At 49.6% G+C, this 14,510-nt stretch carries 16 protein-coding genes and 1 other RNA gene; 11 read left to right on the top strand and 6 right to left on the bottom strand.

Going from position 1 to position 14,510, the window contains the following annotated elements; all coding sequences use genetic code 11:
* The coding region (locus tag WC959_12335) for a hypothetical protein (GenBank protein MFA5689906.1) at positions 1-653 on the bottom strand (653 nt) is incomplete at its 3' end.
* A gap of 277 nt (positions 654-930) precedes the next feature.
* Between WC959_12335 and WC959_12330 the strand changes: the two genes are divergently transcribed.
* Positions 931-1,866, top strand: coding sequence for an AraC family transcriptional regulator (locus tag WC959_12330; protein MFA5689905.1), 936 nt, complete (start codon positions 931-933; stop codon positions 1,864-1,866).
* Between the two features lie 72 nt (positions 1,867-1,938).
* On the opposite strand, the gene WC959_12325 is transcribed toward WC959_12330, so the two are convergent.
* Entirely contained in the window at positions 1,939-2,295 is a 357-nt protein-coding gene (locus tag WC959_12325) for a transposase (protein MFA5689904.1), read from the bottom strand.
* A gap of 318 nt (positions 2,296-2,613) precedes the next feature.
* On the opposite strand from WC959_12325, the gene WC959_12320 reads away from it, so the two are divergent.
* The 10 genes from WC959_12320 (at position 2,614) to hydE (ending at position 12,572) form a co-directional block, all read left to right on the top strand.
* Positions 2,614-3,081 (top strand): NAD(P)H-dependent oxidoreductase subunit E, encoded by a 468-nt coding sequence (locus tag WC959_12320; protein ID MFA5689903.1) that lies wholly within the window; start codon positions 2,614-2,616, stop codon positions 3,079-3,081.
* Positions 3,082-3,224: 143 nt separating this feature from the next.
* Positions 3,225-3,821, top strand: a complete 597-nt coding sequence (locus WC959_12315; GenBank protein MFA5689902.1) for an ATP-binding protein — start codon at positions 3,225-3,227, stop codon at positions 3,819-3,821.
* Positions 3,822-3,834: 13 nt separating this feature from the next.
* Entirely contained in the window at positions 3,835-4,233 is a 399-nt protein-coding gene (locus WC959_12310; protein MFA5689901.1) for a (2Fe-2S) ferredoxin domain-containing protein, read from the top strand.
* 2 nt (positions 4,234-4,235) lie between these two features.
* Positions 4,236-6,023, top strand: coding sequence for an NADH-quinone oxidoreductase subunit NuoF (locus WC959_12305; protein MFA5689900.1), 1,788 nt, complete (start codon positions 4,236-4,238; stop codon positions 6,021-6,023).
* A gap of 14 nt (positions 6,024-6,037) precedes the next feature.
* Positions 6,038-7,783 (top strand): NADH-dependent [FeFe] hydrogenase, group A6, encoded by a 1,746-nt coding sequence (locus tag WC959_12300; protein MFA5689899.1) that lies wholly within the window; start codon positions 6,038-6,040, stop codon positions 7,781-7,783.
* Positions 7,784-8,007: 224 nt separating this feature from the next.
* Complete coding sequence (locus tag WC959_12295) at positions 8,008-8,265, top strand: TM1266 family iron-only hydrogenase system putative regulator (GenBank protein ID MFA5689898.1); 258 nt, start codon at positions 8,008-8,010, stop codon at positions 8,263-8,265.
* Entirely contained in the window at positions 8,262-9,500 is a 1,239-nt protein-coding gene (gene hydF, locus WC959_12290) for a [FeFe] hydrogenase H-cluster maturation GTPase HydF (protein MFA5689897.1), read from the top strand. The genes WC959_12295 and hydF overlap by 4 nt, the downstream gene beginning before the upstream one ends.
* Positions 9,475-9,864, top strand: a complete 390-nt coding sequence (locus WC959_12285; protein MFA5689896.1) for a GxxExxY protein — start codon at positions 9,475-9,477, stop codon at positions 9,862-9,864. The genes hydF and WC959_12285 overlap by 26 nt, the downstream gene beginning before the upstream one ends.
* A 30-nt stretch (positions 9,865-9,894) precedes the next feature.
* On the top strand, positions 9,895-11,298 hold the full coding sequence (hydG, locus tag WC959_12280; GenBank protein MFA5689895.1) for a [FeFe] hydrogenase H-cluster radical SAM maturase HydG: 1,404 nt from the start codon (positions 9,895-9,897) through the stop codon (positions 11,296-11,298).
* A gap of 179 nt (positions 11,299-11,477) precedes the next feature.
* Positions 11,478-12,572 (top strand): [FeFe] hydrogenase H-cluster radical SAM maturase HydE, encoded by a 1,095-nt coding sequence (hydE, locus tag WC959_12275; GenBank protein ID MFA5689894.1) that lies wholly within the window; start codon positions 11,478-11,480, stop codon positions 12,570-12,572.
* A 143-nt stretch (positions 12,573-12,715) separates the two neighbouring features.
* On the opposite strand, the gene rnpB is transcribed toward hydE, so the two are convergent.
* The 4 genes from rnpB to WC959_12255 form a co-directional block, all read right to left on the bottom strand.
* Positions 12,716-13,137: RNase P RNA component class A (gene rnpB, locus WC959_12270), an RNA gene on the bottom strand.
* 321 nt (positions 13,138-13,458) lie between these two features.
* Positions 13,459-13,863: a 30S ribosomal protein S9 gene (gene rpsI / locus WC959_12265; GenBank protein MFA5689893.1), complete on the bottom strand. Its 405-nt coding sequence runs from the start codon at positions 13,861-13,863 to the stop codon at positions 13,459-13,461.
* 14 nt (positions 13,864-13,877) lie between these two features.
* On the bottom strand, positions 13,878-14,312 hold the full coding sequence (gene rplM / locus WC959_12260; GenBank protein ID MFA5689892.1) for a 50S ribosomal protein L13: 435 nt from the start codon (positions 14,310-14,312) through the stop codon (positions 13,878-13,880).
* Positions 14,313-14,510, bottom strand: a 198-nt coding sequence (locus tag WC959_12255; protein ID MFA5689891.1) for a hypothetical protein, incomplete at its 5' end; no start/stop codon positions are given.

The following is a 14,510-nucleotide window of genomic DNA, read 5'->3' as shown; positions in this document are numbered from 1 at the left end:
TGAAACCCGACCCAGCCCACTTTATCATCAGCATTCAATGCTACCGCTGTACCACTTATATCTGCAATTGATGTTAACGGATCATATGCAATCCAGTTTGTAATATCTATAGATACAGGTGCCGCGGGATAATCAACAGGAATTATTGTTGATGTTGCACTGATATAGTAATTATCACCGATTTTTATAACAGCCCTGGCGTATGATGTAAGACTGCTTCGACGAGCAGAAAAGGAAAAACTGTCCAGATGTTCAAAAGAAACTGCTTCTGATAATTTTGATGTAAGTAATATTGATGCGGTTTGAGACGCACCGCTTTGATTCACAAAACGAAACATAATCGGATCGAGATTGTTTCCACTGGCCGTATCATTTTGTATTTGGCAGGAACCATTAGCAGATGAAAGCGCTGCCGATGGCTCCCATCCGCCGAAAAACACAGGGCCTGGATAATCCGGCGAAAGCTTTTGTGTCTCAGAATACGTCCGAGCTGTCGTTGAAACAGTTACAGCTGCTCCATTTTCATCAAGTAAATTTCTTCCGCTACCAACATAGTTATTGGGACCATATGAAAATATAGAAACAGCATCTGCAGTTACATAACAATGTACGAATGACATGACTGCCGCTATTATATGGATTATTTTTTTCATTCCTTTATCCTTTCTGCCGGTATTTCCGGCGGTTATGTCTTATCCGGTTTAATCCGTCCCATGCCGGCCAGCTTATTCTGGATTCGGACTGTGACAATTTTTGAAAATTACGCAATTTTTTTCAGGTGGCAAAAATATATTTTATGTGTAAAAATTATCCTATGAACTTATTCGAAAGATCGTACATTTTTTTACTTTTATCGTTTATCAGCTAAAATTCTCATCTAATTGACATTTGATTTGATATAAATTTTTATTGTTGTATCATATTTATACTATGAAAATTCAATTTGTCTCCGGTGGTTCTTTATTAATTAATTCCGCTCCTAACACAGTACCTGCATGGCCGGGAGTTATGCTGGATCAAACATGGTATTTTCCGGTTATTCTTCGCTCAGCGATAAATCGTAAAGTGACTTATCCTTCAGCGCATCAGCGCCGGCAGCGAATCATCTGTGCGAAATCATTCTACTATTTTGTTTTTTTTCAAAATGGCAGCGGTTCAATTCTCCTGAATAACTTAACGCTGCCGGTAAAAAAAGGAATGATACTTTTAGTCGGACCGGATGAACCGCACTCTTTTGACGGTCTTCCTGACGAAACGACCACTCGAAATGAGGTGGTTTTCGAATTGAGAGATCAGAACGGGAAAATTTGCACTCGCCCGTGGGAAGACGTATTAAATGCCTGGTTCGGCAGACGCTGCAAAGTGCCAGTAACCGGATGGGATATTCCTGAAATTCTTCATAGCGCGATTGTCCACGCATTTAATGATATTGCCCACGGATGTATCGGAGAAGAAAGGCCCTTTCGTCTGCAGCATGGATTAACGCAACTTTTATCACTGCTGGAAGATCATCTGGCTATTACAGACAGGACGAATGCGCCTGACGCTCTTGTTCGTGCACATCATTTAATAAAAGCGGACACCGCCGGACTTCTCACATTGACATCTTTGGCAAAGGCTGTTGGACTTTCTGCGAATTACCTCTCCAGAGCATTTAAGGAAAAATATGGAATTACTCCGATGAAGCTCCAGCTCAATATCCGGCTGTATGCAACAATTGGACTTCTCCGCACAACCAATCTCCCTATTAAAGTGATTGCTACCGATACGGGGTTTTCCAGTCCGCAACATCTCATTAAAATGTTAAAATTACAAACAAACCAAACTCCAAGCGAAATAAGAAAGAACTCTGCGGTAATGCATTGAATAGAAAAGCGCCACATGAACGGTTGGGCTGAAAAAATCGCAACCTTATGGCAACAGTGTTTGTTGAAAAAGTTATGAGAGCTGGAACCCGGGGTCTGCAAGCAGCCGGTTCACCGGTACGATTAATTTGCGTGCCACTGCAATGAGCGCTACTTTCTTCTTCTTTCCATTGGCGATAAGCTGTTTATAAAACTCTTTCAGGATCGGATTGCTGCGCCGCGCACTCATGGCACACATGTAGAGTGCGCGCCGCACTTCTGCGCGACCGCCATGGATATGACGCTGGCCGCGGAACTCTCCGCTGTCACGATTTTGCGGCGCTAATCCGGCCAGCGCCGCGGCCTGATTATTACCGATCTGACCGAGTTCAGGCATCGCACTGATGAACGTGAATGCCCCGGTGAGCCCCTTCAACAACCGCAGTGTCATCGCAAGCAACTCAAAGATAACACACCGGAGAATATATAAGGACGACTGATCTCAACCAGCGTACCGCGTGAGGTTATACGAACGATAATTTCAGATAAGAGTGCAGTCTTATCGTCAAATTAAATCGAAAATATTTTTAGGATTTATCTTATTCACATCGTTATTTTTGTTATTTTTATGACATATATACTGTGTCTAATAATTTTTAATGTGATTATTATTATCTATATTTAATACAAAGAGATGGTTATTTCACAATTAATTTGATGAAAATTCATAGAACAGTATTCTTGTCGGCTTTCAATTTTGGAGGAAATCATGGCAGAAAATAAATTGCCGGCGGAGCTGGTGAACTTCATCAATGAGTGGAAAAACAAAGAGGGAAACCTGATTATGGTTCTGCACCAGGTGCAGGAGCATTTCGGATATATCCCGCGCAAAATCGCGTTTCAGGTTGCTGATATGCTGGATATTCCGGTGGCAAAAATTTATGGCGTGATTACGTTTTATCATCTGTTCAAACTGACCAAGCCGGGCCGCAACCGGATTGCCGTATGTATGGGAACCGCCTGCTATCTTAAAGGCGGCGAAGATTTGATTCTGGAGCTGGAGCGCATTCTCGGTGTCGGATTGAACACCGTGACGCCGGACGGTGAGTTTTCGATGGAAGCGGTACGGTGTATCGGCTGCTGCGGCCTTGCACCGGTGATGACGGTAAACGGCGAGGTATTCGGTAATCTTAAAACGACACAATTAAAGAAGATTATCGACCGTTTTAAGAACTGATTTTTAACCACGGAATACACAGAAAACGCAGCAAGAAATTTAACCACGAAAAACACAAAGATTCACAAAAATAAGTTCAGTGTATTCTGTGTATTCCGTGATGCATGAAAACTGGCAGTCGGAAATCAACAATTGTAAATGGTATGCACGCAACACTTTGCGATCTAATAACAGATATTGTACAGAATTCTGTTGAAGCGGATGCCTCAGAAATTGAACTGACTGTCCGTGAAGATGCGGAGATGATGGAGTTTGAGGTAAAAGATAACGGCAGAGGAATGAACAGCGAAACACAGGCGAAAGCGATTGATCCGTTTTACAGCGACGGACGCAAGCATCCGCATCGCAAGGTCGGGCTCGGCCTGCCGTTTTTATTTCAGACGGCTGAGGCCTCCGGCGGCAGCGCCGCGATGGAGTCGGAAGCCGGTACTGGAACAGCTGTCTATTTTCGTGCACAGGCGCAGCATGTGGATCTGCCGCCGTTCGGCGATTTTTCCGGCGCGGCGGCAATGATGCTGTCGGGCATGAATTCCGGTGAATTGAAAATTCACCGTGAGGTTGCCGGTAAATCCTATTCGCTCTCCCGTCTTGAGCTGGATGAAGCAATGGGTGGACTGCAAACCGCCGGGAATTTAAATCTCTTAAAAACCTACATTGCTTCGCATGAAGAGGAATTAACAAAAAAAGAGAGTTTTGTACGGAATAATGCGGTTGAAAAACCGGAACTGTTTTCAAAGTGAAAGGAAGAGGAGTATGGCAAAACTGACACTGGATGATTTGCGCAAACTGCGCGATGAGAAAAAGAAAAGCATGGCACAGCGCAATGAGGAAGATAAGCGCGGCGAGATTATCATCGGAATGGGCACATGCGGAATCGCCGCCGGTGCAAAAGCGGTGTTTGATGCAGTACTTGACGAAATGAATAAAGAGGGTGTTGCCGACATCACTGTTCGTCAAACCGGATGCATGGGACTCTGCTTTTCTGAGCCGACGGTAGAGGTTATTGTCAACGGCATGCCGACCGTGGTGTACGGCAACGTGGATGAAAAAACGGCGCGGCGAATCATCAATGAGCACATCCGGGCCGGCACGCTCGTCAGCGATCATATTTTTGATAAACCTTCGATCGACATTATTAACGGGACGAAATAATCATGGCATATAAAAACTACATCCTGGTGTGCGCGGGCACCGCGTGCGAATCGAACAAGGGCAAGGCGCTCTACGAAGAGCTTGCGAAACTGCTGAAAGAAACCGGCGCCAACGCCGAAGCACAGCTGGTAAAAACCGGCTGTTTCGGCTTCTGTGAACAGGGACCGATTGTCAAGATCCTGCCGGACGAAACGTTTTATGTGAAAGTGGGACCGGAAGATGCAAAAGAGATTGTTCACGAGCACATCATTAAAGGCCGCCAGGTTGAGCGTCTGGTTTATAAAGAGGATAAGCCGCAAGGGGATCCGCGCGCCGGCGAAATCAGTTTTTACCGCAAACAGCTTCGCGTTGTACTGCGTAACTGCGCCGTCATTAATCCGGAAATTATCGAAGAGTATATCGCCCGCGACGGGTATGCCGCACTGGAAAAAGCACTGTTCGAAATGACGCCGGACGACGTTTTGAAAGAAATCAGCGATTCTGGCTTGCGCGGCCGCGGCGGCGCCGGGTTCCCGACCGGGCGCAAATGGCAGTTCACGAAAGATACGCCGGCTGATCAAAAATACATTGTATGTAATGCCGATGAAGGCGATCCCGGCGCATATATGGACCGCAGTGTACTTGAGGGCGACCCCCACTCCATTCTGGAAGCAATGACGATTGCCGGCTATACCGTTGGCGCCAATAAAGGTTTCATTTACATCCGCGCCGAATATCCGCTGGCGATTGAGCGTTTGAACAATGCGATTAAACAGTCAACAGAACTCGGACTGCTTGGTGACGCCATTCTCGGCACCGATTTTTCATTCCATATCGAACTGCGGCTCGGTGCCGGCGCGTTTGTTTGCGGTGAAGAAACCGCACTGCTTGCGTCGATCGAAGGGAACCGCGGCATGCCGATTCCGCGCCCGCCCTTCCCGGCTGTAAAAGGTCTGTGGGGCAAACCGACGGTGATCAACAATGTTGAAACCTATGCCAATATTCCGGTGATTCTGCTGAAGGGCAGCCAATGGTTCAACAGCATCGGCACAGCGACATCCAAAGGAACAAAAGTGTTTGCGCTCACCGGAAAAATCAATAACTCCGGTCTGATTGAAGTTCCGATGGGCACCACGCTGCGTGATATCATCTATGATATCGGCGGCGGAATTCCGAACGGTAAAAAGTTCAAAGCTGCGCAGACCGGCGGTCCGTCCGGCGGATGTATCACGCCGGAGTTTATCGATACGCCGATCGATTACGAAACACTGCAGGAGATCGGATCCATGATGGGTTCCGGCGGTATGATCGTGATGGACGAAGATGATTGCATGGTCGATGTGACGAAGTTTTATCTCGAGTTTACCGTCGATGAATCGTGCGGCAAATGCGCCCCGTGCCGCGTCGGCGGACGTACCTGCTATAACATCCTTGACCGGATTTCTAAAGGCAACGGCGAGCCGGAAGATCTGGATAAGCTGAATGAAATCGGCCACGCCATGCGCAAAGCATCCCTCTGCGGACTCGGTCAGACAGCGCCGAATCCGGTGATGTCGACCATGAAGTACTTTGCAGAGGAATACCGCGCGCATATCTTCGACAAAAAATGCCCTGCCGGAAAATGTAAAGAAATGCTGACGTACACGATCATCGCTGACAAATGCGTCGGCTGCACCGCCTGTGCACGTGTTTGTCCGGTGTCATGCATCGCCGGCGAAGTGAAAAAGCCGCATGTGATCGATCCGGCAAAATGTATTAAATGCGGACAGTGTTACACCGCCTGTAAATTCGATGCCATCGTAAAACGGTAATTTGGAGAACATGAATGAATATGCTCGAACTTGAAATTAACGGGATGCCGGTTTCAGTCAAACCGGGAACCACCATTCTCGAAGCCGCCAAACAGGTTGGTGTGCGAATCCCGAAACTCTGCTATCACAGCGATCTGGAAGCCTGGGCGGCGTGCGGTATCTGTGTCGTCAAAGTGGCAGGTTCGCCGAAAATGCTGCGCGCCTGCGCAACGGCGGTCAGCCCCGGCATGAAAGTAACCACGCACGATGCTGAAATCGTGAAAGTGCGCCGGACTGTGCTTGAGCTGATCCTTTCCACGCATCCGAATGACTGTCTGCAGTGCGGACGCAACGGAAACTGCGAGCTCCAGACACTCGCCGCAGAGTTCGGTATCCGTGAGGTGCCGTTTGAGAAGCGCCTGCGCGATCTGCCGATTGATAATTCTACCGGCTCGATTGTTTTAAATCCGGAAAAGTGTATCTCCTGTGGACGCTGCGTAAAGGTCTGTCAGGACATGCAAAACGTCTGGGCTCTCGAATTTATCGGACGCGGCGAAAACATGCGTATTGCCCCGACCGCAGATGTGACTCTCAACGAAAGTCCGTGTATCAAGTGCGGGCAGTGCTCCGCGCATTGTCCGGTTGGCGCAATCTACGAAAACGACCAAACAAGTACCGTCTGGCGTGAATTGATCAGCAATAAGCACTGCGTAGTTCAGATTGCACCGGCGGTGCGCGTTGCCATCGGCGAAGCGTTCGGTTATGAACCCGGCGCGCTGCTCACCGGCCAGCTCTACACCGCACTGCGCCGCCTTGGTTTTAACGCCGTGTTCGATACAAGCTTCTCAGCCGACCTGACTATTATGGAGGAAGGCGCCGAGTTTGTGAAACGTTTCACCGAAGGCGGAGTTCTGCCGCAAATTACCTCCTGCTGTCCGGCATGGACCGACTATATGGAAAAATATGCACCGGATTTTATTCCGAATTTTTCTACGGCAAAATCGCCGCAGCAGATGCTCGGCGCGATGGCAAAAACCTACTATGCCGAAAAAGCCGGTGTAAAACCGGAAGATATGTTTGTCGTTTCTATCATGCCCTGCACAGCCAAGAAGTTCGAAATTTCCCGCAGTGAAACCATGACTTCGTCCGGCAGTCAGGACGTCGATCTCTCCATCACCACCCGCGAGCTTGCCCGCATGCTCAAACAGGCCGGCATCGATTTCCGTAATCTGCCGGAAAGCGAAGCGGATAACCTGCTCGGAGAATATTCCGGTGCCGGAACCATCTTCGGCGTAACCGGCGGCGTGATGGAAGCTGCGCTGCGTACAGCCTACTTCCTGATCACCAAGGAAGACCTGAAAAATGTTGAATTTCAGGAAGTACGCGGACTCGAAGGAGTTAAAGCCGCCGAGATTGATATCAAAGGCACAAAAGTCCGCATCGCGGTCGCACACCAAATGGGTAACGTTGAAGCGGTTCTGAATCATATTCGCGACACACAAAAAGCGGGTAAGGAACCCCCGTTCCACTTCATTGAAGTCATGGCATGCCGCGGCGGATGCGTCGGCGGGGGCGGTCAGCCGCATGGTGCAACCGACGAAATCCGTAAAAAGCGGACAGCCGGCATCTACACGGATGACGAAAAATCTGTCCAGCGGTGCTCACACCACAACCCGATGATCAAAAAAATCTATGCTGATTTTCTTGGCAAGCCGTTGGGGCACAAGGCTCACGAACTTTTACATACACATTATCAGGAACGAAAAGTATACAAACGATAAAAACTGATGTATCTTATTCTCAGTTTTCTGCGGCAAGGGGTTTAGCCCTGACCCAAGGCGAACAGCGTATTTAGGAAAAACGGTTTGCGTAGCTGCCAGCCGTCTCCCGCTCCGCCGCAGATTGCGGCGGAGCGCTTTTTTTTATGCGAGTAAAAAAATCAGAGTTCAGAGTTTTTCAATATCAACCCTGAACCGTGAACCAGGAACTAAATAACGGCGAACTAATGACTATGAATAAACGGCTCGGCTTCATTGGAATCATCATCGAAGAGCGGCAGATAAATGCGGCAGCAGTCAATGAACTGCTTGGAGAGTTCGGCGACATCATCATCGCGCGCATGGGAGTGCCGTACGAGAAACGCAACTGCTCCGCCATTACCCTCATCGTCGATACCACCACCGACGATCTCGGTATGCTCACCGGCAAACTCGGCGCCCTCCCCGGCATTTCCGTAAAATCAATGCTCAGTAAACAGTCATGAACATCACACCGAAAAGCTTTCGCCTGCACATCGCGCTCTTCGGCAGGACAAACACCGGAAAATCCAGTTTTTTAAACCTGATCGCCGGACAGGAGGTATCCATCGTTTCCGAACAGCCGGGAACAACAACCGACACCGTTGAAAAAACAATGGAACTTCCGCCGTTCGGCCCCGTTGTACTCATCGACACCGCCGGAATTGACGATTCCACCGCACTGGCAGGGAAACGGCTGGCGAAAACGGAGGAGGTATTTAACCGCGCCGATATTATTCTCCTGATCTGTGAAGGCACAAACACCGGCAAATTTGAAACCGCCATTAAAGCGCGCGCGGCCGGAAAAAATATTCCGGTCATTTGCATCGCAAACAAAAGTGATCAGCCGGGCGCCTCTGTCTCAACGGATTTTATTTCGGCAGACTCCACCCGTCCCGCCGAACGTGATCGCGTGCTTGCTGAACTGAAATCCCGCCTGCTGGATGTCTGTCCCGACGAAGTGATTCAGCCGCCGCCACTCGTCAGCGATCTGATTCCACACGGCGGGCTCGCCCTGTTCGTTGCCCCGATTGACGCTCAGGCGCCAAAAGGCCGTCTGATTCTACCGCAGGTTTCTGCCATTCGCGATGCGCTCGACGGGAATTCCGGCGCGCTGATCGTCAAAGAGACTGAATACACGCACATGCTGAACCGGCTGAAAACGCCGCCGGATATTGTCATCTGCGATTCTCAGGTTGTAAAGCAGATCATCGCCGAAACGCCGGCGGAAATTCCCTGTACCACCTTTTCCATTCTCTTTGCGCGGCTGAAAGGCGATCTGTCAACCCTCGCCGCCGGTGCGGCGGCTGTCGATAATCTGAAATCCGGTGATGGCGTTCTGATTGCTGAATCCTGTACGCATCACGCTGCCGACGATGACATCGGACGTGTAAAAATTCCACGCTGGCTCCGCGAATATACCGGCGCCGATCTGCAGATTGACGTATTTGCCGGACGCGATTTCCCTGTGAATTTAAATGAATATAAACTCGTTGTGCAGTGCGGCGGCTGTATGCACAACCGGCGCGAAATTCTCTCGCGAATCGAAAGATGCGCCGCCGACGGAGTACCCATCACCAACTACGGTCTCTGCATTTCCAAAACTCAAGGTGTTCTCAACCGTGTCTTAGAACCATTTAAATTGAACCGCCAAGACGCCATGAAAGGAACTCATTATGAACGAACCATCCCCAAAAGCTGATGAACTTACCTCTGCAGTTATTGATGCCTGCATCGAAGTTCACAAAACTCTTGGCCCAGGCTATTTAGAGTCTGTGTATGAAGATGCACTGGCGATTGAATTAACATTGCGCAGCATTCCCTTTGAACGTCAAAAAACAATCAATTTGACATACAAAGGAAATCCAGTCGGACAAAACCGTTTAGATTTTTTAATTGATGAAATTCTTATTCTTGAATTGAAAGCTGTTGAAACGCTCTCTCCGGTTCACACCGCTCAAATAATCTCATATCTGAAAGCAACAAATCTTTCGCTGGGTTTACTGCTGAACTTTAATACTCCACTAATGAAACAAGGCATCAAACGAGTTGTCTATTCCAAATAAAATTCCTGGCGCCTTGGCGGTTACACTTCTATGAAAATTGATTCTACAAATCTAAAAAACTTCATTCCCGAAAACGAAATTTTCGCGATGCTGGAACGGACAAAAAATCCGGCGCCGGCACGCGTGCGGGACATCATCGCAAAATCGCTCGCCAAAAACCGGCTGGAGCCGGAAGAAATGGCGGTGCTGAGTAACGCCGAAGATCCGGCGCTGATCGAAGAAATTTTTGCGGCGGCACGCGAACTGAAAGAAAAGGTGTATGGCAACCGCATTGTTCTTTTTGCGCCGCTGTATGTCGGTAATAAATGTATCAACAACTGCAGATATTGCGGATTCAGGTGTTCCAACACCGCGGTAACGCGCAAAACCCTGACCCTGCCGGAACTCGACCGCGAAGTTGAAGCGCTCGTTTCGCGCGGACATAAACGGCTGATTCTCGTTTACGGCGAACATTCCGAATACGATGCGCAGTTTATTCACGACACCGTTAAAGAAGTGTACGCGCAGAAACACGGCAACGGTGAAATCCGGCGCGTGAACATCAATGCCGCGCCGCTTGATGTGGAGGGTTATCACGTTGTGAAATCCGCCGGCATCGGCACCTATCAGATTTTTCAGGAAACCTATCATCAGGCAACGTACGCTGCAATGCATCCGTCCGGACCCAAAAAGGATTTTCTCTGGCGGCTCTACGGACTCGACCGCGCGCAGGAGGCCGGCATCGACGATATCGGACTCGGTGCACTGCTCGGACTTTTCGACTGGCGGTTTGAAATTATGGCGCTGCTGCATCACACGATTCATCTTGAAGAGCGGTTCAATGTCGGACCGCACACCATTTCATTCCCGCGCATCGAGCCGGCGCTCGACACTGCATTATGCAATCAGCCGCCCTACGCTGTCAGCGATGCCGACTTTAAGCGCCTCGTTGCCATTCTGCGCCTCGCCGTGCCCTATACCGGGCTCATTCTCACCTGCCGCGAACCCGTCGCCATCCGTAACGAAGTGATCCGTCTCGGCGTTTCGCAGATCGACGCCGGTTCGAATATCGGTGTCGGCGCCTATGCACAGGAACAGGATTCAGATAAGCGCAGCCAGTTTGTTTTGAACGACGGACGCCCGCTCGATCAGGTCATTCGCGAACTATGCGAAGCCGATTACATTCCGAGCTTCTGCACCGGCTGTTACCGGCTCGGACGTACCGGCGAACACTTCATGGAGTTTGCCGTGCCGGGATTTGTTAAACGCTTCTGCACACCGAACGCAGTGCTAACCTTTCTTGAATATCTCGAAGATTACGCCTCGCCGGAAACCCGCACCGCCGGAATTCAGCAGATCGAACGCGAACTCGCAAAAATTCCCGGCGACCAGAAGACCACGCTCCTGGCACGCATCGAACAAATAAAAACCGGCGCGCGTGACCTTTATTTTTGACCGGATAACAGGATGAGCTTAGCAAAGAAAAAAGAAAGTAGACGCGACGCCCTCGTCGCGTTCTCTGCGTGCGTGAAACGCGACGAGGGCGTCGCGTCTACTCTTTGTTTCCCTTCGTTTCTTTCTGTAAAAAATCTTTTCCGACAATCCTGTTATCCTGTCTAAAAAAATCTCCATTCATGAATTCAATTCAATCCATTTTAGAAAAAGCCGAGCGCGATCAAAAATTATCGCCGGCGGAAATCTGCGCGCTGCTGGAAATTCAAACCCCGGCGGAACTGCAAGCGCTTTATGATTGTGCATATCGCGTCAAAATAAAATATGTCGGGCGCACCGTCTATTTTCGCGGACTGATTGAATGCAGCAACATCTGCACAAAAAACTGTTATTACTGCGGAATCCGGCGCGACAACCAAAACGTCCGGCGTTTTCAAATGGACGAAGAAGAAATCGTCCGCGAAGCATTGTGGGCATTTGAAAATGATTACGGCTCCGCTGTCATTCAGTCCGGTGAACGGCAGGATAAAAACTACATTGAAATGATTGAGCGGATTTTGCGGAGATTGAACAAAGAGACCGCAGGCAAGCTCGGCATCACCCTGTCGCTCGGTGAACAGACCGAGGAAACCTACCGGCGCTGGCGCGCCGCCGGCGCGCACCGGTATCTGCTGCGTATCGAAACCACCAATCCGGAATTGTACCGGCAGCTGCATCCGGCAGATCACGATTTTGAAGCGCGTAAACACTGCCTCAAACTGCTGCGAAAAACCGGATATCAGGTCGGCACCGGTGTCATGATCGGGCTGCCCAATCAAACCGCCGCAGATTTGGCAAACGATATTCTTTTCATGCAGCAGATGGATATTGATATGGTCGGCATGGGTCCGTTCATTCCGCATCATGATACGCCGCTCGGCGCAGAAATTCCGGCGTTTAACAGTGAACAGCGCCGCGCGGCCCTTACCGCCGGACTGAAAATGATCGCCGTTACGCGCATCGTTTTAAAAGACGTCAATATTGCCACCACAACGGCGCTACAAGCGCTGCAGGACGACGGACGCGAACTCGGCCTGCTCTGCGGCGCAAACGTCATCATGCCTAACGTCACCGAAACACAATTCCGTCCCGCCTACACTCTTTACGACAACAAACCCTGCCTCGACGAAAACTCCGCCTCCAGCCGCGAAAATTTAATCCGGCGCATTCAATCGATCGGCGAAACCATCGGCTTCAATCAATGGGGCGATTCAAAACATTATTTAAACCACGAATAGGCGCGAATGTTCGCGAATAAAATCGATTCACGATTTCAGCGCGATACAAAAAATTACAGCCAGGCTTTAACTATGACTAATTTTTGTGATCTCTGCGTTCCTTCGCGGTTCAATGGAAATATTTCATTCGCGGTTAAGAAAAAAACGCAAGCAGAGCGGTAAGCCGGATTCTGTTCTCCTTGCGGAGTCGACCATTTATCTAATGCGATCCTACCCGGGACTCAAACGGAGCGGGCCGCTCCTTGTCCCCTATTTGATCTTGCTCCGGACGGGGTTTACCCTGCCTCCGCTGTCACCAGCGGAGCGGTGGGCTCTTACCCCACCATTTCACCCTTACCCATCCCGCAAAGCGGGAAATTCTAAATCCGAATTACGAAATCCGAAACTTTCGAACTTAGTGCTTCCCGCACAAAGTGCGGGCGGGCGGTTTATTTTCTGCGGCACTTTCCATCACCGGCGATATGGCACCGGCGTTCCCGCGTTAACCACGGGACGTCCTGCCCTGCGGAGTCCGGACTTTCCTCCCTCTCGCCGAAGCAAAAGAGCGGCCGATACACTCTGCCTGCGATTCGGGAATGTACGCGGATTAATCGCCACAAAGAACACAAAAAAGCACAAAAGATTTCTGCAGGAAATTTTTGACAGGATAAATTAATGGAAAGAGATTTAAACAGAAGATCGCGAAGATCACAAAGGGTGGAACGCGACCTCCGGGCGCGTTTAGAACGTGCGCGGAGCGCCCGTTCCACCAATGAAATTTACTTCGCGCCCTTTGCGACCTTCTGTTAAAAATCTTCCTGGCGGCTTGGCGGTTTACGAAATGAAAATTAAAAACCCCGGGAGTTTCCGGGGTTTAAATACAAAATCTTTTGAACCGGTAAACGGCTTAACGTTTTGAGAACTGGAAGCGTTTGCGCGCACCGGGCTGTCCCGGTTTTTTGCGTTCTTTCATACGCGCATCGCGGGTGAGCATACCGGCTTTTTTTAAAATCGGTTTCAGTTCCTCTTCCGCGTTTACAAGTGCACGGGATGCGCCGTGAGCGACCGCACCGCACTGTCCGACTTTTCCGCCGCCTCTAACGGAAACGGTGACGTTATACTGTTCTTCGCGACCGGTAAGAATTAGCGGACGGCGAACGGTATCAATCATATCTTTTGTATCAAAGTATTCGTTAATATTTTTGCCGTTAATGACAATCGTACCGGAACCTTTTACAAGGCGGACACGCGCCACAGACGTTTTGCGCCGTCCGGTTGCGGCAAATTCATCGGTTTTTTTCGCTGCTACCACAATCTACTCCTTCATTAACCGTTAAATTCAAGAACTTTCACCTGTTGCGCGGCGTGCGGATGAACCGGTCCGGCGTAAACTTTCAGGCGTTTAATCGTGCGGCGCATCAGGCGGTTATTCGGCAGCATGCCTTCAACAGCCTGCATGAGAATGCGCGTTGGATTTTTCTGCCGGATCACAGCGGCAGAACGTTCTTTCAAACCACTGCTGTAGCCGGTGTAATCCTGATAAATTTTATTCTGCTCTTTGTTGCCGGTCAGCTTTACTTTGTCGGCGTTCACCACAACCACAAAAGCGCCGGTATCAACGTGCGGCGTATAGGTCGGTTTATTGCGGCCGCGAAGAATATCGGCAATGAACACGGCCAGACGCCCCGCCGGCTTATCCATTGCATCCACTACGAACCATTCCCGTTGAATATCGTTTTCGTTTGCTACAAATGTCTTCATCTACAACTCTTTCCGGTTCAGAAATAAGGTGAAGAAATTATATGACCCGACCGCCGCTGTCAACTGTTGTGATAGAAAAAAACTGCCGCCGAATTGACTCATAAAAAAAGACACCGAAGCACGGGCCGCAGAGGGGGGCGGATTGTTTCGTTGACTCATAAGGATGACACCCTGTTGCTGGAGGGATGGAAACGATGA

The organism is Kiritimatiellales bacterium (assembly GCA_041656295.1).
In the GTDB taxonomy this organism is placed as follows: Bacteria; Verrucomicrobiota; Kiritimatiellia; order Kiritimatiellales; family Tichowtungiaceae; genus Tichowtungia.
This window is presented reverse-complemented; position numbering and strand designations above follow the sequence as displayed.

Bases quoted from the DNA above. Each gene is read 5' to 3' on its own strand.
- WC959_12330 (MFA5689905.1), top strand. From the start codon at position 931: ATGAAAATTCAATTTGTCTCCGGTGGTTCTTTATTAATTAATTCCGCT.
- WC959_12325 (MFA5689904.1), bottom strand. From the start codon at position 2,295: ATGACACTGCGGTTGTTGAAGGGGCTCACCGGGGCATTCACGTTCATC.
- WC959_12320 (MFA5689903.1), top strand. From the start codon at position 2,614: ATGGCAGAAAATAAATTGCCGGCGGAGCTGGTGAACTTCATCAATGAG.
- WC959_12315 (MFA5689902.1), top strand. From the start codon at position 3,225: ATGCACGCAACACTTTGCGATCTAATAACAGATATTGTACAGAATTCT.
- WC959_12310 (MFA5689901.1), top strand. From the start codon at position 3,835: ATGGCAAAACTGACACTGGATGATTTGCGCAAACTGCGCGATGAGAAA.
- WC959_12305 (MFA5689900.1), top strand. From the start codon at position 4,236: ATGGCATATAAAAACTACATCCTGGTGTGCGCGGGCACCGCGTGCGAA.
- WC959_12300 (MFA5689899.1), top strand. From the start codon at position 6,038: ATGAATATGCTCGAACTTGAAATTAACGGGATGCCGGTTTCAGTCAAA.
- WC959_12295 (MFA5689898.1), top strand. From the start codon at position 8,008: ATGACTATGAATAAACGGCTCGGCTTCATTGGAATCATCATCGAAGAG.
- hydF (MFA5689897.1), top strand. From the start codon at position 8,262: ATGAACATCACACCGAAAAGCTTTCGCCTGCACATCGCGCTCTTCGGC.
- WC959_12285 (MFA5689896.1), top strand. From the start codon at position 9,475: ATGAACGAACCATCCCCAAAAGCTGATGAACTTACCTCTGCAGTTATT.
- hydG (MFA5689895.1), top strand. From the start codon at position 9,895: ATGAAAATTGATTCTACAAATCTAAAAAACTTCATTCCCGAAAACGAA.
- hydE (MFA5689894.1), top strand. From the start codon at position 11,478: ATGAATTCAATTCAATCCATTTTAGAAAAAGCCGAGCGCGATCAAAAA.
- rplM (MFA5689892.1), bottom strand. From the start codon at position 14,312: ATGAAGACATTTGTAGCAAACGAAAACGATATTCAACGGGAATGGTTC.